Raw genomic sequence first — 26439 nt, forward strand, 5'->3', positions numbered from 1 at the left:
GAGAATTTATGAAGATGGCATTTAAAATAGCAAAGATGGAATTGCAATCTTTGTTCTTCTCGCCCGTGGCGTGGTTGTTGCTGGTCGTGTTCTCTTATCAGGTCGGAATGACTATTTCTGATTCGTTGGAGGGAATCGTGGTACGCCAAGCGATGGGATACGAGATGTGGAGAGTGACGGGCAGCGTGTTCGCGGGATTAATGGAGTCGATACAAGGCTCTCTTTATTTGTATATTCCCTTGTTGACGATGAATATGATCAGTCGCGACTTGAACGGGGGGACGATAAAGTTGTTGCAGTCGGCACCTTTACGCAATATTCAGGTGGTAGCCGGTAAATACTTGGCTTTGATGGTATTCGGGCTGGCGATGATGGGCGTGATATTGTTTTACGTGATATTCGGTTTGTTCACGATCGAGAATATAGATATTCCTTACGTGTTGACGGGTATTCTGGGACTTTACCTTTTGTTGTGCGCTTATGCCGCTATCGGGTTGTTTGTTTCCAGTCTGACTTCTTATCAAGTGGTGGCGGTGTTCGGTACTTTGATGATTCTCATCCTGTTCAATTACGTGGGCGACGTGGGGCAGAACTACGAGTTCGTGCGGGATATCACTTATTGGCTTTCAATCCGGGGCAGGGTGTTCGAGTTTATTTACGGGTTAATATGCAGCGAAGACGTGCTTTATTTCCTGATCGTGATCGCTATATTCTTGACATGGACAACGCTCCGGTTGATTAACCGGGTGCAGAAGCGGGGATGGACAGTCCGCTGGGGTGCCTACCTTGGTGTATTCGTGTTGGCGATGGGATTGGGGTATCTGAGTTCCCGCCCGATGCTGATGTCGTATTACGATGCCACGAGAACGAAGGGAAATACGCTGAGCGAGGGAAGCCAGAATATCGTGAAGTTACTTGACGGAAAGGTGAAGATCACGACTTACACGAATGTGCTTGACAAGGAGTTTTGGAGCACGCTGCCCGATCATATTAATCATGACATGGGCAATTTCCGTGATTACGTGCGTTTTAAACCGGATATGAAGTTGCGTTACGTTTATTTCTATGACAACGCGGGTAACGAGGAACTGGACGAGCAATATCCCGACTTGAACGACAGAGAACGGGCAGAACGGATATGTGATAATTACGGGATTCCTTTCTCTATTTTCCTGTCGCCGGAGGAGATGAAGAAAATAGAGGATTTGAGCGCGGAGGGCAACAAGACAATACGCGTAATCGAACGGGAGAACGGGCAAAAGTCTTATTTACGTTTCTATTATCACGGGGGATGGAAAGAGTCCCCGATGGAAGGCGAGATTTCCGCCGCATTCAAACGTCTGGTGATGGACGTACCGACGATAGGCTTCCTTACCGGGCATGGTGAACGCGATATCAACCGGGAAGCCGACCGGGAATATAAGCGTATTTCCAGTGACAGGAATATTCGAAGCTCTATGGTGAATCAGGGGTTCGATATAGAGGAAGTGCGAGCGGATCAGGCTATCCCGGACAGTATCAATATACTGGTGATTTCCGAGTTAAGGTCGCCTTTGAGCGAGCGAGAGAAAGTGCATCTGGACGCCTTCGTTGACCGGGGCGGCAATCTCTTTATACTCGGCGGACCGGGAAGACAGGAACTGATGAACCCGCTTGTCGAGCGGTTCGGTGTCCGCTTTATGCCGGGGCAGCTGGTGCAACCGACAAAAGATCTTCAAGCTGACCTGATACAGGCTTTACCGACGAAAGAAGGAATAAAATTATGGCCGGGGTTGGATATAATTCGGATATACGAGGGCTGCGTTGCTATGCCGGGCTGCGTCGGTTTGGAATACACTCCCGTCGAGGGGGTGACGATCACGCCGTTGTTTACCACCGACACGACGGGATGCTGGAATAGGACACGGGGCGCGGACTTCACGCGTGATTCGATTGTTTATGAACCGGAAGCGAGTGACCGTGCCGGAGTTTTCGCCACGGTAATAGCTTTGAGCCGCGACGTGAACGGCAAGCAACAACGTGTAGTTATCTCCGGCAACACGGATTGCTTGAGTAACGGGGAATTTGCCACGGGCAGGCGGGAAGTTCGCAATTTTAATTACGAGTTGGCTCGTTCCGGTTTCTACTGGTTGTCACACGAGGAATTGCCCGTGAATACTTCCCGCGCGGAGCCGATAGACAGGAAATTGAATATTAGCGAGTCTGCCATGGAGGTATGGAAGATCGTGTTCATGGTAGTTATTCCCGTTATACTCGCGTTTGCCGGAATCTTGATATGGCTTCGGCGCCGGGGACGTTGATACTTAAAATTTAGATTATGAGAATGATATATAAAATAGCGAAAACCGAGTTACAGATGTTGTTTTACTCGCCTATAGCTTGGTTAGTGTTGATCATATTTACTTTTCAATGTGGTTTGATTTTCACGGGTTCCGTCACGATGATCGAGAAACAGCAAGCGATGGGGTACGATCCCATGTTTATCAGTTCCAGTATTTTCGGTCGCCTTTTCTACGAGGTGCAGAACTATCTTTTCTTGTACATCCCTTTACTGACGATGGGATTGGTAAGCAAAGATCTTGCCGGGGGAACGATGAAACTTTTGTACTCGTCGCCGATGACGAACGCGCAGATTATCTTGGGTAAATACTTGTCCATGGTGATTTTCGCGCTCGTGTTGGTATCTATTTTTATCGTGTACGTGATATTCAGTCTGTTCGCGGTAGAGAACTTTGATGTATTGCAGATTCTTACCGGGATACTCGGTCTTTTCCTTTTGATATGTACTTATGCAGCCGTCGGGTTGTTTTTCTCGACGCTGACTTCTTACCAGATTATCGCGGCAGTGGCGACTTTAGTATTCTTGACTTTCTTGAACTTCATAGACCGTATCTGGCAGGATATTGATTTCGTTCGCGACGTCACTTTTTGGTTGTCACTTCCGCGGCATGCCGGAACGTTTATAGGCGGGATGATTTGCAGCGAGGAGATTGCTTATTTCATCATGTTCCCCGCCATGTGCGTGTGGTTCTCTATCGTGCGCCTGTCTTCCCGCGTGCAGAAGAGTTCATGGGTGCGGAATTTCGCGAAATACGCGGGTGTTTTCCTTATCATGGCGATGGTGGCTTACGTGAGTTCCCGTCCCGCCTTGATGGGGTATATCGACACGACACGGGAGAATAGTTTAACGTTGACGCCTAACAGTCAGGAAATTGTGAAGAAGCTGAAGGGCGGACTCACGATCACCACGTACAGTAATTTGCTGGATGAGGACTTCATGAAGGCACTCCCTCGTTACCAGAATAATGACGCGTACCAATTTCGTGAATACCTGCGGTTCAAGCCGGAGATCAAGATGAAATACGTGTATTATTACGATTCGGTTCAGAACACGAAACAGAGAGGTTTTTTGTCTGAATTGCCGATGGAGAGAAGGGCAAAACAGATTGCCGCGTCGTTCAAGATCAAGTTGTCGAGATACTTGACCCCGGAGCAGATCAAGCAGGTGATTGACCTGTCGCCGGAGGACAACCGGTTCGTGCGGCAGGTGGAACGGGAAAGCGGGGAGAAGATGTTCCTGCGGCAGTTCGACGATATGATGAGAGATCCGTCGGAGGCGGAGATTTCCGCCGCGTTCAAACGTATGGTGATGGAGTTGCCTACCGTGGGTTTTCTCACCGGACACGGCGAGAGAAGTATCAGCCGCTACCGGGATCGGGATTATGCCAGCTTTGCTCAAAACAAGCGTTTCCGCTATGCCTTGCTGAATCAAGGTTTTGATGTTCAAGAAGTAACATTGGACGGGAATATTCCCGAGCGGATCAATATTCTGGTGATAGCCGACATGCAACAACCTTTGAGCGAGCCGGAAATGGAACGTCTACAACAATATATCGACCGGGGAGGCAATTTGTTTATCGCGGGAGAGGCGGGCGGACAAGCACGGATGAATCCTCTGGTGCGGCAGTTTGGTGTGGAGTTCACGGATGGAGTACTCGTGAAACCGACAGAGGATTATCAGCCCGATCTAGTGCTGGCATGGCCGACAGAGGAGGCACGGGAATTATCGTATTTCTTCGGGACGATGATCGAGTGGCGCATGTGTGCCATGATGCCGGGTGTTACCGGGTTGAGATACACGGTAGATAAGGGGTTTAAAGTTACGCCGATGTTATTGACGGATTCCACGGGAGTGTGGAATGAACTGGAAACCGTGAATTTCATTGATGATACGGTGCGTTATAATCTGGCTGCAGGGGAGAAGGAACAACAATACACGACGCTTTTGGGATTATCCCGTCCGCTGGGAGTGCGCGAACAGAAGATCGTGATTCTCGGTGACGCCGATTGTATCGGCAACGCGGAATTATTCAAGCCCCGCGAGGGAATGGAGAACGGCAATTTCTATATCATTCTCGGTTCCTTCCAGTGGCTGTCCGACGGTGAAGCCCCGGTAGACGTGCGTCGCCCGAAAGCGATAGATAATAAACTGTTCCTCGGTAAAACCGGGGTGAAAGTGACGGAGATCGCGTTCAAGTGGATTGTACCTGCCGGGTTATTGCTATTGGCTATTTTCGTGTGGATCAGGAGAAGAGGGAGGTGATTTCATCTTCCAATAATAGAACGATTAGACTATTCCACGGGCTCGTCAGGGGAACCCTTGTATTGTTAACGAGTGTTTAACGTGTCGTGAACCGGTGGTGTACCGGTATATACCGTTTACCACCGGTACACCACCGGAACACCACCAGTACACGATACTGGAACACCCCTTGTGTTCCTCTGTTAATATGTTGATGTACAGTGGTTTAGTTGTGTTGATTAATTAACATTTATTAACAACTACAAGGTCGCTTACCCGTGTTCCGCCCCTTTTCCACTCCTTTGATGCCTGATGGTGTAGCTATTTTTAACGCTATATGTTGTAATAATTGTGATATTATGTGATATAATTATAAAAGCATTTATAAATCATACATCCCCGGGTCGGGTTCATTTTTCTTTTGAATGGTGAACGTGAGATACGTGTTGTTCATGATATCGATGGCGAGTAGTTTGCCGGAAAGGACACCGGGTTTTTCCAGAATGACTTTTATTACTTCGTTGGCTTGGAGAGAACCGATGATGCCGGGAAGGGCGCCGATCACCCCTAGGGGTTGCGAGAAGTCCTTCACGGCATCATGGTACTCGAACAGATCCCGGTAAGTCGGACCGTCGTGATAATTAAAAACAGAGAGTTGTCCCTCGAACTCGCGAATGCTACCGTAAACGAACGGTTTATGCAGTTGCACGCAGGCGTCGTTTATGACGTAGCGGGCGTAAAGATTATCGGTGGCATCGACCACGACATCGTAACCGGTGATGATTTCGAGCGCGTTATCGGGAGTTAATCGGGTGATATATGGTGTAATCCTGCAAAAAGGATTTAATTGAATTAATTTAGCGGCTGCAACGGTTGCCTTGGCTGTCCCCACGTGTGTCGTGTCGTATAATATCTGTCGTTGCAGGTTGGATTCCGATACCGTATCGTCGTCCATGATTCCGATGTGCCCGATGCCGGCGGCGGCAAGGTAGTATAACACGGGAGAACCGAGTCCCCCGGCACCGACTACCAGTACACGGGAATCTTTAATTTTTTCTTGTCCTTGAATTCCAATGTCTTGAAGAATTATATGTCGGTTATAACGTTCCGTTTCTCTAGAGGTTAATGACATATTCTATCGCTTTAATTCTAAATTTGTTCTATTTGTCTTTTAATTATTTCTCTCGTTAATGTGTTGCTTCACGAAACGATTGACGGTACAGATGGAGACCTTGTATTTTTTGGCTATTTTCTTGTAAGGGACGCTGTTATCCATGAGTTCAATGATTTTATCCTTGTTCTGGATTAACACGTTTAACTGCGGGCAACTCCCGTACGGGCGTCCCAGTTTAACGCCTTCCGCTTTCCTGACTGCCAAAGCTTCTCTCGTGCGGATGGAGATCAGATTACGCTCGATTTCAGCCACAAGCCCAAAGGCAAACCCCAAGATTTTGCTATTCAAGTTATTCTCGAAAGTGTATCCCTCTTTCGTGCTGTGAAGAACAATTTTGCGCTGGATGCAGGTATTGATGATATTCATGATATCGATCAATGTCCTGCTCAAGCGCGATACTTCCGTGACGATAAGGCAATCACCCTCTTGCAAAGATTCAAGAAGATCACCGAGTTTCCGGTCACTACTGCTAACTTTACCACTGACTACGTCGTGGTACCATTTATCAATATCAAGACCTCGGCTGGATGCAAATTTCTTAATCTCCTCCTCCTGATTTTCCAGGTGTTGTTTGTTAGTACTGACTCGTAAATACGCAACTACCATAATTGATTTAGTTTTTGACGTTTAAAAAGACAAACGTAACAAAAGGAGGAGAATAAACGTGATACTATAAATGTTAAAATTAGTTATGAAATTCAAGAGAGTGTCCCGCTCTCGACTACATCCATGCATCCCAATCTTTCCACACCGGTTCATAGCCTTGTGCCTTAATGGCTTCCACCATTTCTTGCGGGCTACGGTCATCGTTAATGGCAAATTGCTCCAGTTCCTTGTGGGGAACGACATACCCGCCGGGTTCCGTGCTTGATCCCGCGCTCATCGAGGTTGCCCCCAAGTGCATCACGTGATCTCTGAATTTCCGGCTTTCCCGCGTGGAGATGGAGATTTCTGCCTGTTGATCTAGCAAGCGGTACGCGCAGATCAGTTGCACCATTTGGCGATCGTTGATCGGGTCTTTCGGCATAAAAGCTCCCGCGTGCGGGCGCAAACGGGGCAGGGAGATCGAGAACTTGGATTTCCAGTAGTTCTTTTCCAAGTATTTTAGATGCAAGGCGGTGAAGAAGGCATCCGTGCGCCAGTCTTCCAACCCGAGTAACGCCCCGATTCCCATTTTTTGTACACCTGCCGAGCAAGCTCGATCGGGAGTTTCCAAACGGTAACGATAGTTTGCTTTTCTTCCTTTCGGGTGGTAAAGCGGGTATTGTTTCTCGTTATACGTTTCTTGATACACGCAGACAAAGCTAAGTCCGGCTTCATGCAGGCGGGCGTAGTCTGCCGTGTCGAGAGGTTGTACTTCTATGGCTATTTGTGAGAATTTGTCGCGTACGGTACGGATTACTTCCTCGTAATAATCCACGGTCGTAACGGCGGGTGCTTCTCCCGATACGAGTAATAAATGCTTGAAACCCCAATCGGCGATAACGTCTATTTCAGCCTTAACCTCGTCCAAGGTAAGCATTTTGCGATGAATTTCATTATCATGGTTAAATCCGCAATACACGCAAAAGTTCGTGCAATAATTGGAAACGTAAAGGGGAATGTATAATTGGATGGTATTCCCGAACCTTTCTAGTGTAAGGCGTTGCGCTTCGATAGCCATATCTTCCAATAAAGGAGTGGCGGAGGGTGCAATGAGTGCCATAAAATCGTCTAACGTGCGATGCGGGTTGTTTATGGCGGCAATCGCGTCGTTTTTCGACTTATCCATGATGCTTTGTTTTACATCATCCCAGTCGTAAGTTTTAATTGTATCGTAGAATGTATTCATTTTTTTTATGTTCGCCTTTGGCGAGTTACAGGTTAAATTTGCTTTTGGCAAGTTGCATTTGTCTTCGACAAGTTACATTCGCCTTTGGCGAGTTACATTTACCTTTGGTAAGTTACAAGTTGTAATTGATGTCACTGGCAAAGTGAATTTGCAACTTGCTGAAAGCAAATGCAACCTGTAACCTGCAACTTGCTGAAGGCAATTATAACCCGCCACAGGCGGTTTAGTCCAAGAATGCCGTTAGTGGAGAACTGGCTTGGGCGTGGCGGTATTGCTTGGCTAATTTTGCCTCGAATGCCATGCGTCCGGCTTCAACAGCCAGTTTGAAAGCTCGTCCCATTTCTACCGGGTTGGGGGATACGGCAATAGCGGTGTTCACCAACACGGCAGAGGCTCCCATTTCCATGGCAGCGGCAGCGTGTGAAGGAGCCCCGATTCCCGCATCCACGATAACGGGTACCCGGCTTTGCTCGATAATGATTTCAAGCAGATCACGGGTAACCAAACCTTTGTTTGTCCCGATAGGAGCTCCCAAGGGCATTACCGTTGCGGCTCCGGCGTTCTCCAAATGCTTGCATAACACGGGATCGGCTTGAATGTAGGGTAGAACGATGAATCCTAATTTAGCCAATTCTTCCGTGGCTTTCAAGGTTTCAATCGGGTCGGGGAGAAGGTATTTCGGATCGGGATGTATTTCCAGTTTCAACCAATTGGTACCGAGAGCTTCTCTTGCCAGCTGTGCGGCGAACACTGCCTCTTTGGCGGTGTGCACACCGGATGTGTTGGGCAATAACGTGATATGGGGTGCTTTAAGGTGGGCGAGTATATCGTCTTCTTTGCTTTCCATGTCTACTCGTTTCAGTGCGACTGTCACGAGTTGCGATTCGGACGCCAGTATGGCATCTTCCATGATCTGATTTGACGCGAATTTACCGGTTCCGGTGAACAGGCGTGAAGTGAATACCTTGTCTGCAATCTTTAATGGTTCCATATTAATTTTAGATTTCTTGATTTTATGATTTAAGATTTATGATTTCAACTGCACTTGTCGCCATTTTTTTTTATCGTAAATCGTAATTCATAAATCGTCAATTAATTCGTTTTCAATTGTAACAAAACTTCTTTTGTCTTTTCCGTGATATCGTCGCTGTCTTTCAGTAAAGAGGAGAGGGCGATACCTGTTACTCCCGTGTCTAAAATCGGACGGATATCTGTTTCCCGGATGCCGCCGATAGCGTGTATCGGGAGATGAATACTTGCTTCCCGGCATTTATCCGTGATTTGTTGATAACCTTCCAACCCCAGTATCGGGCTCAGACGCTTTTTCGTGGAAGTAAACCGGAACGGTCCCAGACCGATATAGTCTACTTGTTGACGATAGCGCTCTGCCACGTCATCAAACGTGTTGCATGTTCCCCCGATAATCTTTGAATAACCTAGTATTTTACGGGCTTCCAGTGGGTTCATATCTTCCTTACCGAGGTGTACCCCGTCCGCATCCAGTTCGATGGCGATATCCACGTGATCATTGATCAGGAATAAAGCATTGTAACGTCGGCAAATTTCTTTCACGGCGTTCCCGGTTCGGATAAATTCCTCTCTCGACACTTCTTTCATCCGCAATTGTATCCAACGGCAACCGCCTTTGCACACGGCTTCCACTTGTTCGGGAATAGGCGTTCCCTCCTTGTGATCCGTGATGTACTGCAACGGAATTTCGTGCAGGTTCGCTGTAGCAGTTGCGTGTATCCGGCTGTGTATACCCAAATTCGTGTCATTTCCCCGAATAAAATCGGATACATAGCGTTGTCCCAGACGACAGGCTTCAGGTAAAGAATACCCGAGAGTCAAGTAGGAGGTAACGGTGGAGGAAAGGACACAACCCGTGCCGTGTTTGCCGTGCTTTCCCCGTGCGACGGAGAAAGTATATATCTCTTCTCCCGTGATCAGACGATCGGACGCCAACGCTTCCGTGTTGTGTCCGCCTTTCCAGAGAATATTGGTATGCAATTGTTTGGCAATTCTTTGCAATCCTTCTGCTTCCAAGTTATTGCCGAAAAGAATCTCCAGTTCGTTTCTATTCGGGGTAAGTAAATATATCTTGCCGAGGATATTTTGTATCGTTTCCATGTTTTCCCCGTTATGAAATTGGAATCCGGCACTTGCTTTCAGAATCGGGTCCCAGATGATTTTCACTTTTGGCAAAGCGGTCGTGAGGTAATCCACTACTTGTGCCAAAGAATCAAAGTTTTCGATCAACCCGATTTTGACGTATCCCGGGGTAAATTCACGGAACAATACTTCACACTGGCGGATAATCTCCCCCGGGGACATCCATTTTGTCCCAAGGTACTCGTTCTGATTTTGGAACGTGATCGCGCTTGCAACTCCTAATCCATATACCCGGCAACATTCAAAGGTCTTGATGTCGGCAGTTACTCCCGCACCGGAACTCTGGTCGAATCCGGCGATGCTTAACGTTTCGTCGGGAAAGATTTTCAGAAAGCGGGAGAGAGCTTCCGAAGGGGTATCCCAAAGGTATCCCAACAGAGCGACTCCCCGGAATCCTAATTTCCGGCAAGCGGTTACATTATCCGCGCTAATTCCTCCCAAGGCAATCACGGGGGTAGAGGTCTTTTTTAATCCTTCCTTCAGCATGTCAGGTGTAAACATGGATTTGTACCCCTGTTTGGAAATACTGTCAAACACGGGGCTTAAAAACACGTAATCGGGAGTGAATGGCAATGTCGCGATCTCTTCAAAGGAGTGGCACGATACGCTGACATGCGCGTACCATTTCCTGTCCCCGAAATGCTCCGCTTGCTTTGACTTGAGATGAATCCCTCTCAGTCCGTATGCTTCTACCAGATCAAAATGATCGTGTACAACGATGCGTTCCCGGAAACAAGGTTCTATCTTCTGGATAAATCGCTCGTAAACAACCCGTTCTGCATCCGGCTTTCGTAAATGCAACAGGTGCAAACCGTTCTTGAAGAGGCTATTCACGATAACTTCTTCATCCGGAATCCGGTAAGGGGGGGTAATGACGACTATCATGTAGTTAGTTCATAAAGTTTATAAGGTTCATAAAGTTTATAAGGTTTTGGATGTCCTTCGGACAAAGTTTTCCGACTGTTTAATAAGTCTTAGAGTATTCCCCGTGAAGGGAATAACTTTATGAACTTTACAAACCTTATAAACTTTATAAACTCATTTATTCTTTCATTTTCTTTCTCAATTTCTCGCTTGCACGCATGGAACAGAAGTGTTCACCGCACATGGAACAGAAATGTGCTTCCTTGTGTCCTTCGGCGGGTAAGGTTTCGTCGTGGAAACGGAGAGCTTTTTCAGAATCCAGTGCAAGGTGGAACTGGTCTTTCCAGCGGAATTCGAAACGGGCTTTACTCATGGCATAATCACGATAATAGGCAGCCGGATGTCCCTTTGCCAGATCGGCGGCATGGGCGGCGAGTTTAAAGGTGATCACTCCTTCTTTCACGTCGTCCCGGTTGGGGAGTCCTAAATGTTCTTTCTGCGTGACATAGCATAACATAGAGGTACCGTACCAGCCGATCATGGCTCCGCCAATGGCAGAGGTGATATGGTCGTAGCCGGGAGCGATATCCGTAACAAGCGGTCCGAGCGTGTAGAACGGCGCTTCATTACAATATTCAAGTTCGAGATCCATGTTTTCCCTGATTTTCTGCATCGGCACGTGACCGGGACCCTCGATAATAACCTGCACGTCGTGTTTCCATGCAATCTGAGCGAGTTCGCCCAAGGTTTTCAATTCGGATATCTGTGCCTCGTCGTTCGAATCGGCGATACATCCCGGGCGTAACCCGTCACCGATAGATACCCCGACATCGTATTTTGCCAGTATTTCGCAAATATCTTCAAAGTGATCGTACAAGAAACTCTCCTGCCTGTGCGTGGTACACCAGTGTGCCATGATAGCCCCTCCGCGGGACACGATACCCGTGAGGCGTTTCAGCGTCAAGGGTACATGATGCCAGCGCAATCCGGCATGAATGGTAAAATAGTCAACGCCCTGTTCTGCCTGCTCGATTAGCGTGTCGCGGTAGATTTCCCATGTCAGGTCTTCTACTTTGCCCCGTACTTTTTCCAATGCTTGGTACAAAGGTACTGTTCCCACGGGCACGGGGGAATTGCGGATGATCCATTCCCGCGTTTCGTGAATATTCTTTCCGGTAGAAAGATCCATGATCGTGTCGGCTCCCCAGCGGAAAGCCCACGCGGCTTTTTCCACTTCTTCTGATATGGAAGAGGTAATCGGGGAATTACCGATATTGGCATTGATCTTCACGAGGAAATTACGTCCGATGATCATAGGTTCGCTCTCCGGGTGATTGATGTTTGCCGGGATAATGGCACGTCCGGCAGCCACTTCTTGGCGCACGAATTCGGGCGTGATATATTCCGGGAAGTTAGCACCTAAAGGTTCCCCCTTTTCCTTTTTATAGTTTTCCCTAATTTTATCGACCAGTTGATTCTCGCGGATAGCAATAAACTCCATTTCCGGGGTGATGATACCCTGTCTAGCGTAATACATTTGTGATACGCGATGCCCCGGTTTTGCCACTCTGGGAGTCGTGTTCACGTGCTCGAAACGAAGAGCATCCAGCGATTTGTCATTCTGGCGCATCCGTCCGTACTCGGAACTTAAACCGTCTAATTTTATGGTATCATTCCGGTCGGCAATCCATTGTTCCCTGATTTTGGGCAATCCCTTGTGCAGATCCACTTTATAGTCCGGATCGGTATAAGGACCCGATGTGTCGTAAACAACAACGGGTTCGTTTTCAACTTTTTTCCCGTCAATATCAATCGTCGGGGAGAGGGCGATACGACGCATCGGTACTTTGATATCGAACATCTCGCCTTTCACGTAAATTTTCTCGGAACCCGGTAGCGGGCCGCTTGAGATTTTAAATTGTTCCATGTTTATATTTTAGATTTATGATTTCAGATTTATAATTTCAGATTTATAATTTACGATTTAATGATATTTGGAATCTAAAATCGTAAATCATAAATCTAAAATCAAATCATCCTCCCTGTACCGCCTTAATGATAATGATTTTGTTTCCGTCCTGTAAAACGGTTTTATTCCAATCCGGGCGGGGAATAACGGAGAAATCCACGGCAATGGCGATGTTTTCCGTTTTGATGTCGTTGGCTTCCAATACTTCGGGAAGTGTAGCCCCGGCGGGGCATTCAAATACTTTGTCGTTTATAAATATCTGCATCGTTTTAATTTTTAAATTTAGAATGAAAGAATTGAATTAAACTTTAATTCCCGAAATGGGTTGTCATTTTCAATTTTTCATTTTCAATTTTCCATTTCTTCAGGGGATTCTATAAAACGGCATTCAACTTGTATTATAACTCTTTCCCTACGCCGGCATTACCCGGATCAGGTTCATGGGTATAATCTCAGCCCGTTGTTTTCATCTGCTAATGGTCTTAGTCAGACAGAAGTGTCGGGAAATTTCCCTTGCTTCTTAGGCACCCCTTCAGAATATTTCACGACAAAGCTACAATAATATTTTAATACGCGGAATATTTTGGAAAGAAAATAAACGTTTCTTTACAGGATGGCTAGTTGAAGACCGTTGAAATCAATCAATTGTACCTGTTTACCCTCCATGGCAATCATTCCCTCCTTGATCATTTTGTTGATTTCTTTAGAGAGGGCGGGACGAGTGACGCACAGGTATTCGGCGAGTTGCATGATATTATGTTCGATCAGGACTTTATTATTATCATCTTTGGCGTGTTCAAAGAGATAGGTGATAAAACGTCCCCGCACGCTTTTCTGGGAGAGAGCCCGAAGACGGGAAACGGTACAACGGTTGCAATTACCCGTTATCTGGAGAAATTTCTTCAAGATGCTCGGTTCTTTGCTGATTAATTCAAACAGCGAGGCTTTGGTAACCGTGAAATAAATACCTTCTTCCACGACCGTGAAGGTGGCGGGCAACAGGCTGTCGGCACTGAATAAATGTGGTGTGGCAAACGCACGGGGAGCAATGATATTCTCGATCATTACTTCATTACCCAAAGCGTCGAATATGTCTACCCGCAAACGCCCTTTCAGCAGTACCATAAGGTTCTTGCAGATCGTGTTCTGTTTGGCAATCTGTTCGTTTTTGCTGATATTGTAAACGGAATAATCCAATTGTTCCAGTAATGAATCTTTTATGTGAGAAGGCAAATCCCGGAAGAGAGGGATTTGGAATAATAATTCTTCGTGTTCCTTTGTGAAAGTGATTAAATTCATTGCCATTGAATTACTGGTTTACCGTGCAAATATAAATAAAAGTTTGTCTTCGGCAAGTTACAAGTTGCCGAAGGCAAACTCCCCGTGAGTGAACTAATCCAAATTGTACGTGTGAACGCTCACCCCTTGTGCGGATGGAAGGTAATTGATGCCGTACCAGCACATTTGCAAAAGAACGAACGAAACGAGTAATATACTCAATGCCATTCTGTGTTTCCGGTTCCGGTGGAGTCTGAAGTGGATATATACCAGATAGGACACCCATGTCGTGGCTGCCCATGTTTCTTTCGGGTCCCAGCTCCAGTAGTGTCCCCATGCTTCTTTTGCCCACACCGCCCCGAATAACATTCCCAAGGTCATAAAAGAAAGTCCCACGTAAACCAAATTGTCACAGAGATCCATTTCCTGTTGTGTGGCTTTTTTCTCTTTCTTGAACCATAACAAGTAAATTGCCATGATCGCGGCAGCACCCAGCATGGCATAGGCGAACATATAAACGATCACGTGAGGGGCAAACCACGGGCTCTGCAAGGCGGGCATTAACGTCTTGTTATGTATTTCCGGTTTGAATATATTGATACAGATGAACACGATGGACAGGACGGTACTGAAAGTGAGTATCCATTTATATTTCCAACGGGCATACGTGATGATTCCCGCCAAGGGCAAAAAGAACGAATACCACAGGCGGGTTTCCCCCATGGTACGCATGGGCGGACGTTCCAGTGAAATCCACATGCTTACGATAAAAGCGAAGAACACCAGCAATCCCGTGATTGTACACCCGAATGTCAATCCCGGGTGCCTGCCTTTCCATGCACTTATCGCTCCCGCTCCCCAGAAGCATAAAGCTATAACGGCAAATATTGGAAATTGATCCCACGTCATACGTTTTCCTCCTTTCTTTTTCCGGCTATCGTGAACATGCACACGGCTCCCGCTATCATCATCCATATACCCGTGTAAACCAAGGGTAACCACGGGTCTTTGACTATTTCCAAAATACTGATTTCACTCCATTTGCCCTTACTCTCGTCGTAGCTTAGCTGGTATATCTTCCAACCTTCTATTTGATAGGGCTTGTTTACCTCGATCGTTGCCGAGTCTTTACGTCCGCTCTGCGTGTACACGGTCACTCGCGAAGCGAAACGACGGGGTTCCCGGTCGGGCATCACCAGACTCATTTTTTCGTTCAGGCGTATGGCTTTGTAAGGGAACAGGAAGCTGCCGCAACTCACCCAACCTTCCTGCCGTTCTCCGGTTTGCCGATTCTCTGTTTTCGCGTACAAGGCGTAGGCGGCTCCCATGGAATGAAATTCCACGTACTTTACCGTGTCTTCCGTGGCGACTCTTGCCGCCGAGGGCAAACGTTGTTCAATGGTGATATGCCAATCCTCTAAATCTCCCGATAAAACAGAATCTTCCACGAGTATATTTTCGGCTTTTCTTTCGGGGATCACCTTACCCGTTTCATTATCGATGAGCATCAGTTTCGGGGGATACTCGTCAATCGTGAAATCGTGAAGTTCTATGGCAAGCGGTAATTCCACCAGTTTCTGGTCTTCATCGAAAGCCCGCCATTCGGCTTTGCCGATGCTGGTTTGCATTTTCAACCGCTGCATATCGGCACTTCCAAGGATGGCTCCCGTGAGAGCTAGAAAGAGTCCCATATGATTAAGTATAAACGGAATATCTCTTGGCTTGAAATGCCGGATACGACGCAATGTTACCATACCCAACAGCGTGATGAACCATACCAGTAACAAGGAAAATGACCACGCCGACAGCATTTGATGAAAACCGAGCCAACCGGCAATTCCCGTGACGTGTACTTTCTCGTTGACCTGCAACGTGAGCCCCATGATAACAGTGATGATCACGACGGCTATCATGGAAGTCACTGCCGCTTGATAACCGCTCATCCACCGGAAAAGATATACTTTCCGGGACAAAAGAGAAGCCGCGATAATTAAAACGAGATAGAACAATCCAAGAATTAAATTCACCGGATAGGCTAAAAGATCCAAATGTACTTTACCTAAAACAATTTGCAGGAGAGTTCCCACGAGGAACAATCCCCCGCAAATCGCGAATCCTTCTTTATATCCCCAAGGTTTCTGCCACATACATATTTTACATGCTTACTCTCCAGTTTTCCTTCGCTTTCGCGAGCCACTGGGGGACAATCGTGTTCATGAACTTTTCTTTCGCTTCTTTTTCTTTCTTGATATCTAACCCGATATATGCCTGTGCTTTTTCTTTTGTAGAGATATCCGGCATGGGAACATTTTCCAAATGACCGTTCTTGGCCAATACTTTAGAGATAGCCAACCGGGCTTGCATCGCTTTGTCAACTCCATTACCCAGTATACGTTGTATTTCTTGCGGCGCATGGAACGAACCGCCATGAGAGGCTACACCGAAATCCCATCTCCATTGAGCCTGACGCAATAATTTCAGACTTTCTTTCATTTGTTCATCGGTAGCGCCGTTGTCCCAAGCGTATTTTGCCTCGATGTGTGCTTTTGCCAGTTCCTGTTCCAGACGGTTACGGGTTTCATTGGCTTTGCGTTGGCGTTCGTACACGTTATTACGCAGGGTTTCCTCGCTTTCGCGGTGACAAACCTGACACGTGCGGTCTATCATTGCCAATGGGCTTTGGATATGGTGGTCGCTGAATTTCATGCCGCCTTCACTCTTGTACGGCATATGGCAATCGGCGCAAGATACTCCCCGTTGCCCGTGAATACCCATTTGGGCGATCTCGTAATCCGGGTGCTGTGCTTTCAGGATCGGGGTTTTACTGAGCGCGTGTATGTAATCATAGAATTCCGCTTCGTCATAGTAAGTTTCCATGTCTTCTACCGTGAAACCTTTATCCCACGGGAAAGTCAGGTATTTGCCGTCGCCTTTGAAATAATATTCCACGTGGCATTGTGCGCATACCAGAGAACGCATTTCCTGTGGGGTGGCTTTATCAATATCTTTGCCTTGGCGGGCAAATGCTTCCCGCAGAGCCGGACGACTGATATGCAGGTTCATGTTTTCCGGTTCGTGGCAATCGGCACACCCGATCGGGTTCACGATCTCGCTTCCCATGGCAGCCCATTTATTGCTGTAAAAGTTTTCAACTCCGATAGCCTCCATCATGCGGGGCACGTCCGGACTCTTGCATGTCCAGCAGGTAGCGGGTTGCGGTCCTTCCTCGGCAGTCATGGGGCTGCCCACGCGGAGGGTATGACGCATATCGTCGATAGCGTGCATGTGTCCCCGGGGAGTGGAATAATCTTTGGAGAACGCGTATCCCGCCCAGAGTATCACCATTTCGGGACGTTGTTCCAATACATCCACTGCCTCGTTCCCGTTAAATTCGCTCTTGAAATCCGTCTTGATTGTTTCCGTCCACGTGTTGTATTCACGGGGATAGTTTTCCCCGAAAATCTCGTTACGTGCTTCAATACCTTTTATCTCGACTTTCTTGTTATTGAAAACGCTCACGATTTCAGCCTGACGATCCATAAGTGCTGAAACGAGCAATCCCAATACGAAAACGACAACCATTGTTCCCCCGAACAACAGCCATCCTTGCCATGATTTTAGTTTCTTTTCCATATATAATTAGTTTGTTATTGTTTCATTAATTTCTTTAGCCAAGCCGGGGCAGGGGATTCCGGGTAAGGAACCAGAGCCGCCGGGGTAGAGGAAAGACTGTTTTTCCCGCCGTGAGGAACATCCCGGTGACAGTCCCAGCACGCTTTGCCTTCACCGACTTGTGCCATCATGTAGTCAATGCGCCCTGTCTTCACGAACTCCGTGTTTAATTGCGTGTGACAACGGATGCAATTGTTCATGATCACTTTTGAACTCTCCGGAATGGCTTGCAATACTTGCGGTTCACCTTTCGCCAGATAGACCGCCACGTGGCGCATCCCGTCCATTCCTTTGAATACCCATTTCTTCACGAAGTTGTCATGTGGTACGTGACAATCGTTACAGGTAGCGTCGCGGCTGTGCGAACTATGGAACCACGTGGCGTAATAGGGTGCCATGATATGACAATTCACGCAGGCTGACGGATCGTCACCCAGATAGGTGTGTGCCCGCAGCACGTAAAGGAATAGCATACCGCTTCCGCTGATCACTCCCAGTAAAACGATAGATACTATCTTCCACCTGCGGGAAGGTAATACTCGATTAATTATGGCTTTCAGTTTCATCTGCTATATGGTATAATTTTAGACAAAAATACGGAATTAATTAATACGTGTGTGTAATCAAAATTACACTTTGATAAATTTCTTGTGAAGAGTCGCCTTCGGCGAGTTGCAAGTTGCTTCACTAGCGTTTATGACAGTATTCCAACTCCTCCTCTGTTTATAGAGGAGGTGGCTGCGAAGCAGACGGAGGAGTTTGTTGATTAGGAGATTCAATGATTTTAGATTGAATGATTCCAGCCGCACTAGCAACGCTTCGTAAATCACGGAATCGACAATCATTGAATCACTGAATCAAAAAACTCCCTCCCCCCTTCGGGGTACTCCCTCTATAAACAGAGGGAGAGCTAAGATACAGTCTTGCACGCTAGAGAAGCAACCTGTAACCTGCAACTCGCCGAAGGCGAACAATGTTCACTCCAGTAACAGCTCCGTGTTCCATCGGTGTTTCTTCATGTCCACGCACCCGTTTTTCTTGAAGGTTACGCCTTCTTCAATCAACAATTCCTTTTGTTCCGGCCAGTTCGGGGCTATTCCCCCTTTGTGATTTACAACCCGGTGGCAGGGAAGATGCAGGTCAGCCGGGGCGTTGAACATGGCTTGCCCGACCATTCGGGAGTATTGAGGTCTGCCCGCTAAACGGGCGACACCGCCGTAGGTAAGCACTTTTCCAAAAGGGATTTGTTTCACGATTTCGTAAACTTCCGGGAAGAATTCTTCGCGTGTACTCTTGTCAGGCATATTATTCAATTCATGTTCACGGGGTGAAGATAGTAAATATATTCAATACTAGCCAATTAATGGGGCTTCTCGAATATTATTTAACGAACGTTTATTGATACTGCAAATATAAGATTTCTATTTAAAAAAACAAACAGTCATCAAAAGTATTTAATTACTTCATTTCCAAAACATAGAATGATACATGCGGAATCAAAGTACTGTCCGGTTATCATGGATAAAAGCTATCGCATAAAACCTTCTTTTTTTAGTATTTATTTGAATTGGTGTTTTACTGGCGAGAGGGAGTAAGATGGATGTATTTGCACTATAAATAAGCGTGTTATTTTAAATGAAATGTGTATGATTATATTAAAAGTGTTTAGATCAAAGAATAAGCTGGTTTACTTCAGTTTGGCCAAGAAGTACAATACCACCCCGTGGTACGTGTATAAATTGGCACATGGTAAACGAGTTCGAATTACCGGAGTTACGCATGAAATATTAAACGAGCTGAGAGACCTGAATATTATCGAGAATATCCGGGTATGAGAGCTGGTTGCACGGGGCTGGCTATATTCTCATTAAGCCAGCCCTTTTTTACTGTCTCATCAATTTACGGGTAAGTACCTCCGGATCATGGATGTATTCGGGCAGGTACTCTACTTTGTTCGCCCTTGACGGGCAAATATCTATACCGCCCCGGCGGGTGTAAATACACGTTATCGAGAGTATTTCCGGGTTGAATTTATCCCATAAGCGTTTGTACGTCATTTCGCAGATTTCCTCGTGGAAATGGTTCTCGTTCCGCAGGGAAACGATGTATTTTAGCAGGGAAGCGTTGTTCGGCAGGCGGGAACCTTTCATTCGAATATAGATGCTTCCCCAATCCGGTTGCTTCGTGATCTTGCAATTACTGCGCAATAAATGGCTGCAAACCTTTATTTCACCTTCACCGGGCGTGTTTTCTTCCAGAAGAGCCGGGGTTTCGTCGTATTCCGTGAATGACAGGTCTTCTGTGTTTTTATCGTTTTCCAGCAGGGCATAGCCGTTGAAATCGAAAAACAATTCTTCCGGTTCCTGTTGGAAGAAAGAAATATCTACCCGTGTATCCAGAATTTGCTCCAAGTCGGATTTCACGATTCGGGTAAACAAGTCAATCCCTTCCGCCACGTTTTCCCCGAGGCGGGTCATGTTGAGCGAATTGAGGTAAAGTTTTAAGGACTTGCTCTCCACTATATTCGGGCTGCCCGCCGAATACACGATCTTTAGCACCCCGCACACGGGAAGTCCTTTTTGGGTTAAGAATCCTGCCTCGTAAGCATGCCATGTGTCATATCCCCGGAAAAGTTCTTCCGGGAGATGAATATCGTATATCACCCGGTTCAGACTACGGGGAACCGGAACGAGAATCAACGGGCAATAATCCGTGGGGTAGGCAACTTGCTGCCCGAGTACCTTGGCTTCTATTCCCATGACTAAAAGTTTTGCATGTTATACAATTTCGTGTATATACCGTTCTGTGCCAATAATTCCTCGTGGCGTCCCTGCTCGACGATTTCTCCTTCGTGGAACACGCAGATCAGGTCTGCATTCCGGATCGTCGACAGGCGGTGGGCCACGACAATGGATGTACGATTCTTCATCAGGTTATCCAATGCTTCCTGCACGAGTTTTTCCGATTCGGTATCCAGAGCCGAGGTTGCCTCGTCAAGAATCATGATCGGGGGATTCTTCAGTACGGCACGCGCAATGCTTAAACGCTGCCGTTGTCCGCCGCTTAATTTCCCGCCGCGGTCACCGATATTAGTCTGGTAACCTTTTTCCGTCTGCATGATGAAGTCGTGGGCGTTGGCAATCTTGGCGGCTCTTTCCACTTCTTCCGGAGTGGCGGTTTCCACGCCGAACGCGATGTTGTTGAATATCGTGTCGTTGAACAGGATCGGGTCTTGGTTCACGTTCCCCATCAATGCCCGCAGGTTTTGAGTAGAGGTATCTTTGATATTTATACCGTCAATCGTTATTTCTCCTTTCACGACATCGTAGAAGCGGGGGAGAAGATCGACAAACGTGCTCTTGCCCGAACCGGATTGCCCCACGAGTGCGATAGTCTTGCCTTTCGGGATGGTTAAGGTCACGTCTTTCAGTACCAGATGATCCTGACGGTAAGCAAAGTTCACGTGTTTGTATTCAATCTGCCGGTTAAAATCTTTCAGCGGCTTCGGGTTCTCCGGCTCTTTTATCGTGGATTCGGCGTTAAGTATCTGGTCGATACGATCCATGGCTGCCTGTCCTTTCTGTATACTGTACAATGCCGTGGAGAATTGTTTTGCCGGGTTGATGATAGAGTAGAATAGCGCGATGTACGCGATAAAATCCTGAGCCTCCATGATCGGGGAATCTCTCAAGATAAGGTACCCCCCGAACCAAACCACGATAACCACGACGATCGTTCCGAGAAATTCACTCATCGGGTGAGCGAGTGAACGCCGACGCATCAATTTGTTCATGATCCGGCGGTAGTCCTCGTTCAAGTTGGAGAACGACCGATCTACCTTTTTCTCCGCGTTAAAAGCCTTGATAATACGTAAACCGGAGAGTGTTTCCTCGATATTGGACAGGATTTCTCCCATTTTATCCTGTCCCTCTTTCGATCTCTTCTTCAGTGATTTACCTACTTTCCCGATCAGGAGTCCCATGACAGGCAACAATACCAGTACGAATAAGGTCAATTGCCAACTCATGAAAATCATCGTGCTCAAGTAAATCAATATCAATATAGGGTTCTGGAAAAACATTTCCAGCGAGTTCATGATCGAATTTTCCACTTCCTGCACGTCACCCGTCATGCGCGAAATGATATCCCCTTTGCGTTCTTCCGAGAAGAAGGGGAGCGGGAGCGATAAAATCTTCCGGTAAATCATGCGGCGAATATCCCGGACAACCCCGTTCCTGATAAAGATAATCTCGTAAGAAGCCATGTAAGAAAACCCGGTTTTGAAGAGAGCCGCCAACGCGAAGAAGCCTCCCGCGACCAGTAACGTGGTGACTGGTCCGATCGTATCCCGTCCTAACGTGACGTAGTAGTACAGGATATTTTTCAGCGTGGTCATATTCATCGCGAATTCAGGCAATTCCTTCACGTCGGATTCCGTCCGGAAAAGGATGCCCAAAACGGGTATCAATATCACGAATGACATCGAACCGAATATGGCGTGCAATATATTATATAGTATATTCTTGGTTAACCTTGCCTTGTAAGGAGGAATAAATCTTTTCAGTATCTGGATAAAATCGCGCATGTATTCCGTTTATAATCTCCCCGTGTAGTTGGAGGGAGTGATTTGTTTTAATGCTTTCTTCAACTCGGGGGACACGTCCAATGTATCGATAAATTCGGCAATGGATTGTTGTGTCACTTTACTGTTGGTGCGGGTGAGTGCTTTCAACGCCTCGTACGGGTTCGGGTAAGCCTCTCGCCGCAGGATGGTCTGGATGGCTTCCGCCACGACAGCCCAGTTTTCCTCCAAGTCTGCCTCTATCGCCGGTTTGTTGATAATCAATTTATTCAATCCTTTCAGTGTTGATTTGAACGCGATTACCGTGTGAGCCAAAGGCACCCCGATATTACGCAACACGGTAGAGTCCGTCAAATCTCTTTGCAGGCGGGATATCGGCAATTTATTGCTCAGGTGATCCAGTATAGCGTTTGCCATACCGAGATTGCCTTCCGAGTTCTCGAAATCGATCGGGTTCACCTTGTGGGGCATGGCGGACGAACCGACTTCCCCCGCTTTGATTTTCTGTTTGAAATAAGTCATGGAGATATACGTCCAGAAATCACGATCCAAATCAACCACTATCGTGTTGATACGGCGCAGGTTGTCGAACACGGCGGCAAAGTTGTCGTAGTTCGAGATTTGCGTGGTGTATTGTTCCCGCTCTATTTTCAGCTTTCGCGTCAGGAAGTTATTGGCAAACTCCGTCCAGTCGATCTCCGGGTAAGCCACGGTATGGGCGTTAAAGTTTCCGGTAGCCCCGCCGAATTTCCCGGAGCAGGCTACTTTCTTCAACAATTCCAGTTGTTTGCTCAGGCGATACACGAATACCTTTATCTCTTTCCCCAAGCGGGTGGGTGATGCCGGTTGCCCGTGAGTCTTTGCCAGCATGGGCACGTCTTTCCATTCTTCGGCAAGTTCTTCCAGTTTCGCTATCAGTTCGTCGATGAGCGGGTAATACACGTCATGGATAGCATCCCGGAAAGAGCAGGGCACAGAGGTATTGTTTATATCCTGTGAGGTCAGTCCGAAATGGATAAATTCTTTGTACTCGTGCAGGTTCAATTGATCGAATTTCTCTTTGATGAAGTATTCCACGGCTTTCACGTCGTGGTTCGTGACTTTCTCGATGTCCTTCACCTTTTGTGCGTCTTCCACGGAGAAATCGAGGTAAATATCTTTCAAGCTATCGAACAGCGCGTGATCGAATCCTTTTAATTGCGGCAATGGAAGTTCGCAGAGAGCGATAAAATATTCAACTTCAACCATCACCCTGTAACGAATCAAGGCACTCTCGGAAAAGTAGTTCGCCAACCCTTCGACTTTATCTCTGTATCTGCCGTCGATAGGGGAAATTGCTGTTAATGCTTGCATAATATACTTTAATTTTTAATTGTTTCTCTCGCGAAAGTACAAAAAAGTTCGTAAAGTTTATAAGGTTCATAAGGTTTATAAGGTTCATTGATTCCTGTGGGGCGCTTTGTCTTCGGCAGCTGCCGTTAAACACTGTCCGAAGGACACCCCTCACCTTATGAACTTTATGAACCTTATAAACTTTATAAACGAATAAGCCTAAGGCTTATTCCACCCTTAGGAAAAATCAAAAAAATCCCTTAAATTTACACGAATTTTAAAGGTAATCGGAACATGAACTTCTTCCAAGGATTTTCTAAAGGAATAAAGGCATACCGTGAAGCCGTGAAACTATTGTTTTCCGGGCGTTTCTGTTATTTCCTTTTATTTCCGGTCGTGATAATTATCGTGCTGTTCGCGGCGGGGAATTACGCTGTTTCCTGTATCGGGGGCGGACTTTCCGAGACGGTGGAACAGCAGGTTATGGATTGGGTTTCCGGCATTTCGTGGTTGAGTTGGGTTTCCGGTACGGTAGGTTTTATCGTGCGGTTGCTCGTGCGTGCCGTGTACTACATCCTGTTTATTTCTTTCGGGGGGTACGTGGTGATGGTCGTGATGTCGCCCGTCTACTCGTGGCTTTCCGAGCGCACGGAAGCGCGTCTTTCCGGGCGGGAATACCCGTTCAGTTTCGGGCAGTTGATGTGGGAAATCGGGCGGGGCATCGTGATCTCCTTGCGTTGTATGATATTTCAATTTATATTGACCGTTCTCTTGTTTTTCCTCTCTTTTATCCCGCTGGTCGGGTTGGTCACCCCGGTGCTGACGTTCGGGGTAAGTGCCTACTTCTACGGTTTCGCCTTCATGGATTACGCCGTGGAGAGGAAGCGTTTCCGGGTGCGGGAGAGTGTCCGCTATATGCGGCGCAATTCGGGAATGGTCGTCGCGATAGGGGCGGTATTTACCTTATCGTTGATGCTCCCGTTTATACGGGTAGTGGCGTGTAGTTTTGTATCTTTATTATCGGTAATCGCCGGGACGGTTGTCGTGAATGAAACATTAAATAAAAAGGTCGAGAAATGAAAAGATTGTTGCTTTGCATCGGTTTGTTGTTTTGTCTTCTCTCCGCGAGCGCGACGGGGGATAAGGCTATCGTGTACAAGGTGGATATAAAAGACGAAATCGGTCCGGGCATCTGGCGGCTGGTCAAGAAATCGTTCGACCGTGCCACGGAGGAGCGTGCCGATTACGTGTTGATTCACATGAATACCTACGGGGGAATGGTGGTGTACGCCGATTCCCTGCGCAGCCTGATCCTGAATTACCCGAAACCCGTGTGGGTATTTATTGATAATAACGCGGCTTCTGCCGGGGCTTTGATTTCCATCGCCTGTGACAAGATATACATGCGGGAGGGGGCGAATATCGGTGCGGCTACTGTGGTCAACCAGACGGGAGAGGCTATGCCGGACAAGTACCAGTCGTACATGCGTTCCATGATCCGCGCCACGGCACAGGCGCACGGCAAAGATACGGTGACGGAGAACGGCAAGACGGTTGTCCGCTGGCATCGCGACCCGCGCATTGCCGAGGCGATGGTGGACGAGCGTGTGGCGGTGGAAGGTGTTTCGGACAGCGGCAAGATATTGACTTTCACGCCACACGAGGCGATGCAGCACGGGTATTGTGAAGGAATCGCCGAGAGCGTGCCGGAAGTGATACGGGAAGCGGGCGTCACGGATTACGAGTTGCGGGAATATCGCCCCACGACGATGGATCGGTTGATCGGTTTCCTGATCAGCCCGATTATACAGGGACTCCTGATCATGGTTATCATCGGCGGCATTTACTTTGAATTGCAGACTCCCGGGGTAGGTTTCCCGCTGGTTGCCGCCGTCACGGCATGTTTGCTTTACTTCGCGCCGTTGTACTTGGAAGGGTTTGCCAATTACGTGGAAATCATCTTGTTCGTCGTGGGACTTGTCTTGCTCTTGCTGGAAATATTTGTCATACCGGGATTCGGCGTGGCGGGAATACTCGGCATTCTTTGCATCGTGGGTTCCTTGGCGTTATCCGGCATTGACAACTTTACCTTTGAATTTCTGCCCGATTTCGCGGGGGCAATCATCCGTTCACTGTTCTTCGTTATCAGTTGTTCTCTGATTTCCGTCGTCGGCAGTATTTGGTTAAGCCGCAAGTTATTCGGTTCCAGTCGGTTGAACTTTGCCCTTCACGCGGAACAGCGGGTAGAGGAGGGATTCGTGGGCGTGGATATGACCGTGAAGGAAGAAGTCGGGAAAGAGGGCGTAACATTCACGGACTTGCGCCCGGCGGGTAAGGTGGAAATCGGTAACGACATTTATGATGCCGTTTCCAACACGGGAGTGTTTATACAAAAAGGGGAGAAAGTAAAGATCATAAAGTATCAGGCGGGACAGGTTTACGTGGAAAAGCTCGTGCCATGAATCCAATCAGATGCTTGAAGAAAGTCGTTTACGTCGTTCTGGCGTTTATGATAGGGTGGTACGCGTATCCCTTGTTCAAGGATGCCGGTGCGGCAAAAACTTTTAATCGAGCCGCACGCTATTACAATAAAGGGAAATATGCCGATGCTGAGAAGTATTTCCTGATTGCGGCGAAGGACAGCATTCCGGAGGCGTATGTCAACTTGGGCATGATGTACTTCCGCGGCACGGGAGTGGAAAAGGATTACAAGAAAGCGGAATCTTGGTTGCGTTTGGCTGCCGAACACGGGTTTGCCGAAGCCCAATTCTGTCTGGGCGTGATATATCTCAAAGACGAAAGCAAATGTAGCATGCCGAAAGCCTTGCGTTGGTTTCTTGCCGCAGCGGTAAAGGGTGTACGGGAAGCCTCTAACAATCTGGGGGTGATGTACGAATACGGTTTGGGCGTACAGCGTGATACCGTGCTTGCCCGGATGTGGTACGACGTGTCGAACGAGTAATTCAATGATTTCTTGATTTAT

22 protein-coding genes and 1 riboswitch are annotated in these 26439 nt (G+C 47.3%); of the genes, 6 read left to right on the plus strand and 16 right to left on the minus strand.

Annotation, left to right across the window (positions count from 1 at the left end):
* Window positions 1-8 precede the first annotated feature (8 nt).
* Window positions 9-2300: a Gldg family protein gene (locus CS948_RS13990; RefSeq protein ID WP_099292328.1), complete on the plus strand. Its 2292-nt coding sequence runs from the start codon at window positions 9-11 to the stop codon at window positions 2298-2300.
* 17 nt (window positions 2301-2317) lie between these two features.
* A complete protein-coding gene (locus tag CS948_RS13995; protein ID WP_099292329.1) occupies window positions 2318-4603 on the plus strand; it encodes a Gldg family protein in 2286 nt (761 codons plus the stop codon).
* Window positions 4604-4964: 361 nt separating this feature from the next.
* Here CS948_RS13995 and CS948_RS14000 read toward each other — a convergent pair whose 3' ends face one another.
* From CS948_RS14000 to CS948_RS14060, 13 genes are all read right to left on the minus strand, one after another.
* Window positions 4965-5714 carry a HesA/MoeB/ThiF family protein gene (locus CS948_RS14000; RefSeq protein WP_099292330.1) on the minus strand — a complete coding sequence of 250 codons (750 nt, stop codon included), beginning with the start codon at window positions 5712-5714 and terminating at the stop codon, window positions 4965-4967.
* A gap of 39 nt (window positions 5715-5753) precedes the next feature.
* The gene (locus CS948_RS14005) at window positions 5754-6362 is read right to left on the minus strand and encodes a recombinase family protein (RefSeq protein WP_099292331.1); all 609 of its coding nucleotides are present in this window, start codon (window positions 6360-6362) and stop codon (window positions 5754-5756) included.
* 115 nt (window positions 6363-6477) lie between these two features.
* A complete protein-coding gene (thiH, locus tag CS948_RS14010) occupies window positions 6478-7587 on the minus strand; it encodes a 2-iminoacetate synthase ThiH (RefSeq protein ID WP_099292332.1) in 1110 nt (369 codons plus the stop codon).
* A gap of 223 nt (window positions 7588-7810) precedes the next feature.
* Window positions 7811-8578 carry a thiazole synthase gene (locus tag CS948_RS14015; RefSeq protein ID WP_099292333.1) on the minus strand — a complete coding sequence of 256 codons (768 nt, stop codon included), beginning with the start codon at window positions 8576-8578 and terminating at the stop codon, window positions 7811-7813.
* A gap of 101 nt (window positions 8579-8679) precedes the next feature.
* On the minus strand, window positions 8680-10644 hold the full coding sequence (locus CS948_RS14020) for a thiamine phosphate synthase (protein WP_099292334.1): 1965 nt from the start codon (window positions 10642-10644) through the stop codon (window positions 8680-8682).
* A gap of 157 nt (window positions 10645-10801) precedes the next feature.
* Window positions 10802-12550, minus strand: coding sequence for a phosphomethylpyrimidine synthase ThiC (gene thiC, locus CS948_RS14025; protein ID WP_099292335.1), 1749 nt, complete (start codon window positions 12548-12550; stop codon window positions 10802-10804).
* A gap of 106 nt (window positions 12551-12656) precedes the next feature.
* Complete coding sequence (gene thiS / locus CS948_RS14030) at window positions 12657-12857, minus strand: sulfur carrier protein ThiS (protein ID WP_099292336.1); 201 nt, start codon at window positions 12855-12857, stop codon at window positions 12657-12659.
* A 126-nt stretch (window positions 12858-12983) separates the two neighbouring features.
* Window positions 12984-13134: riboswitch (TPP riboswitch) on the minus strand.
* 64 nt (window positions 13135-13198) lie between these two features.
* Entirely contained in the window at window positions 13199-13891 is a 693-nt protein-coding gene (locus tag CS948_RS14035; protein ID WP_099294529.1) for a Crp/Fnr family transcriptional regulator, read from the minus strand.
* Between the two features lie 93 nt (window positions 13892-13984).
* On the minus strand, window positions 13985-14779 hold the full coding sequence (locus tag CS948_RS14040) for a cytochrome c biogenesis protein (RefSeq protein ID WP_099292337.1): 795 nt from the start codon (window positions 14777-14779) through the stop codon (window positions 13985-13987).
* Window positions 14776-16017 (minus strand): cytochrome c biogenesis protein ResB, encoded by a 1242-nt coding sequence (locus tag CS948_RS14045; protein WP_099292338.1) that lies wholly within the window; start codon window positions 16015-16017, stop codon window positions 14776-14778. The genes CS948_RS14040 and CS948_RS14045 overlap by 4 nt, the downstream gene beginning before the upstream one ends.
* 7 nt (window positions 16018-16024) lie before the next feature.
* Window positions 16025-17503 (minus strand): ammonia-forming cytochrome c nitrite reductase, encoded by a 1479-nt coding sequence (gene nrfA / locus CS948_RS14050; protein ID WP_099292339.1) that lies wholly within the window; start codon window positions 17501-17503, stop codon window positions 16025-16027.
* A 14-nt stretch (window positions 17504-17517) separates the two neighbouring features.
* Window positions 17518-18108 (minus strand): cytochrome c nitrite reductase small subunit, encoded by a 591-nt coding sequence (gene nrfH / locus CS948_RS14055; protein WP_099292340.1) that lies wholly within the window; start codon window positions 18106-18108, stop codon window positions 17518-17520.
* Between the two features lie 411 nt (window positions 18109-18519).
* Window positions 18520-18846 carry an MGMT family protein gene (locus tag CS948_RS14060; protein ID WP_099292341.1) on the minus strand — a complete coding sequence of 109 codons (327 nt, stop codon included), beginning with the start codon at window positions 18844-18846 and terminating at the stop codon, window positions 18520-18522.
* Between the two features lie 342 nt (window positions 18847-19188).
* Between CS948_RS14060 and CS948_RS14065 the strand changes: the two genes are divergently transcribed.
* Complete coding sequence (locus tag CS948_RS14065) at window positions 19189-19377, plus strand: hypothetical protein (protein WP_099292342.1); 189 nt, start codon at window positions 19189-19191, stop codon at window positions 19375-19377.
* 48 nt (window positions 19378-19425) lie between these two features.
* Here CS948_RS14065 and CS948_RS14070 read toward each other — a convergent pair whose 3' ends face one another.
* Genes CS948_RS14070 through purB form a run of 3 tightly spaced genes read right to left on the minus strand, consistent with a single transcriptional unit; the run spans window position 19426 to window position 23477 of the window.
* Window positions 19426-20301, minus strand: a complete 876-nt coding sequence (locus CS948_RS14070) for an NADPH-dependent 7-cyano-7-deazaguanine reductase QueF (RefSeq protein ID WP_099292343.1) — start codon at window positions 20299-20301, stop codon at window positions 19426-19428.
* A gap of 2 nt (window positions 20302-20303) precedes the next feature.
* Complete coding sequence (locus CS948_RS14075) at window positions 20304-22127, minus strand: ABC transporter ATP-binding protein (protein ID WP_099292344.1); 1824 nt, start codon at window positions 22125-22127, stop codon at window positions 20304-20306.
* Window positions 22128-22136: 9 nt separating this feature from the next.
* The gene (purB, locus tag CS948_RS14080; protein ID WP_099292345.1) at window positions 22137-23477 is read right to left on the minus strand and encodes an adenylosuccinate lyase; all 1341 of its coding nucleotides are present in this window, start codon (window positions 23475-23477) and stop codon (window positions 22137-22139) included.
* Window positions 23478-23750: 273 nt separating this feature from the next.
* On the opposite strand from purB, the gene CS948_RS14085 reads away from it, so the two are divergent.
* From CS948_RS14085 to CS948_RS14095, 3 genes are read left to right on the plus strand one after another with little or no spacing between them, the layout of a single operon-like run.
* Window positions 23751-24536: an EI24 domain-containing protein gene (locus tag CS948_RS14085; RefSeq protein WP_099292346.1), complete on the plus strand. Its 786-nt coding sequence runs from the start codon at window positions 23751-23753 to the stop codon at window positions 24534-24536.
* Entirely contained in the window at window positions 24533-25918 is a 1386-nt protein-coding gene (locus CS948_RS14090; protein WP_099292347.1) for a nodulation protein NfeD, read from the plus strand. Before CS948_RS14085 ends, CS948_RS14090 begins: the two co-directional genes overlap by 4 nt.
* Window positions 25915-26418 carry a tetratricopeptide repeat protein gene (locus CS948_RS14095; RefSeq protein ID WP_099292348.1) on the plus strand — a complete coding sequence of 168 codons (504 nt, stop codon included), beginning with the start codon at window positions 25915-25917 and terminating at the stop codon, window positions 26416-26418. The genes CS948_RS14090 and CS948_RS14095 overlap by 4 nt, the downstream gene beginning before the upstream one ends.
* Window positions 26419-26439 lie beyond the last annotated feature (21 nt).

The organism is Butyricimonas sp. Marseille-P3923 (assembly GCF_900184685.1).
Taxonomy (GTDB): domain Bacteria; phylum Bacteroidota; class Bacteroidia; order Bacteroidales; family Marinifilaceae; genus Butyricimonas; species Butyricimonas muris.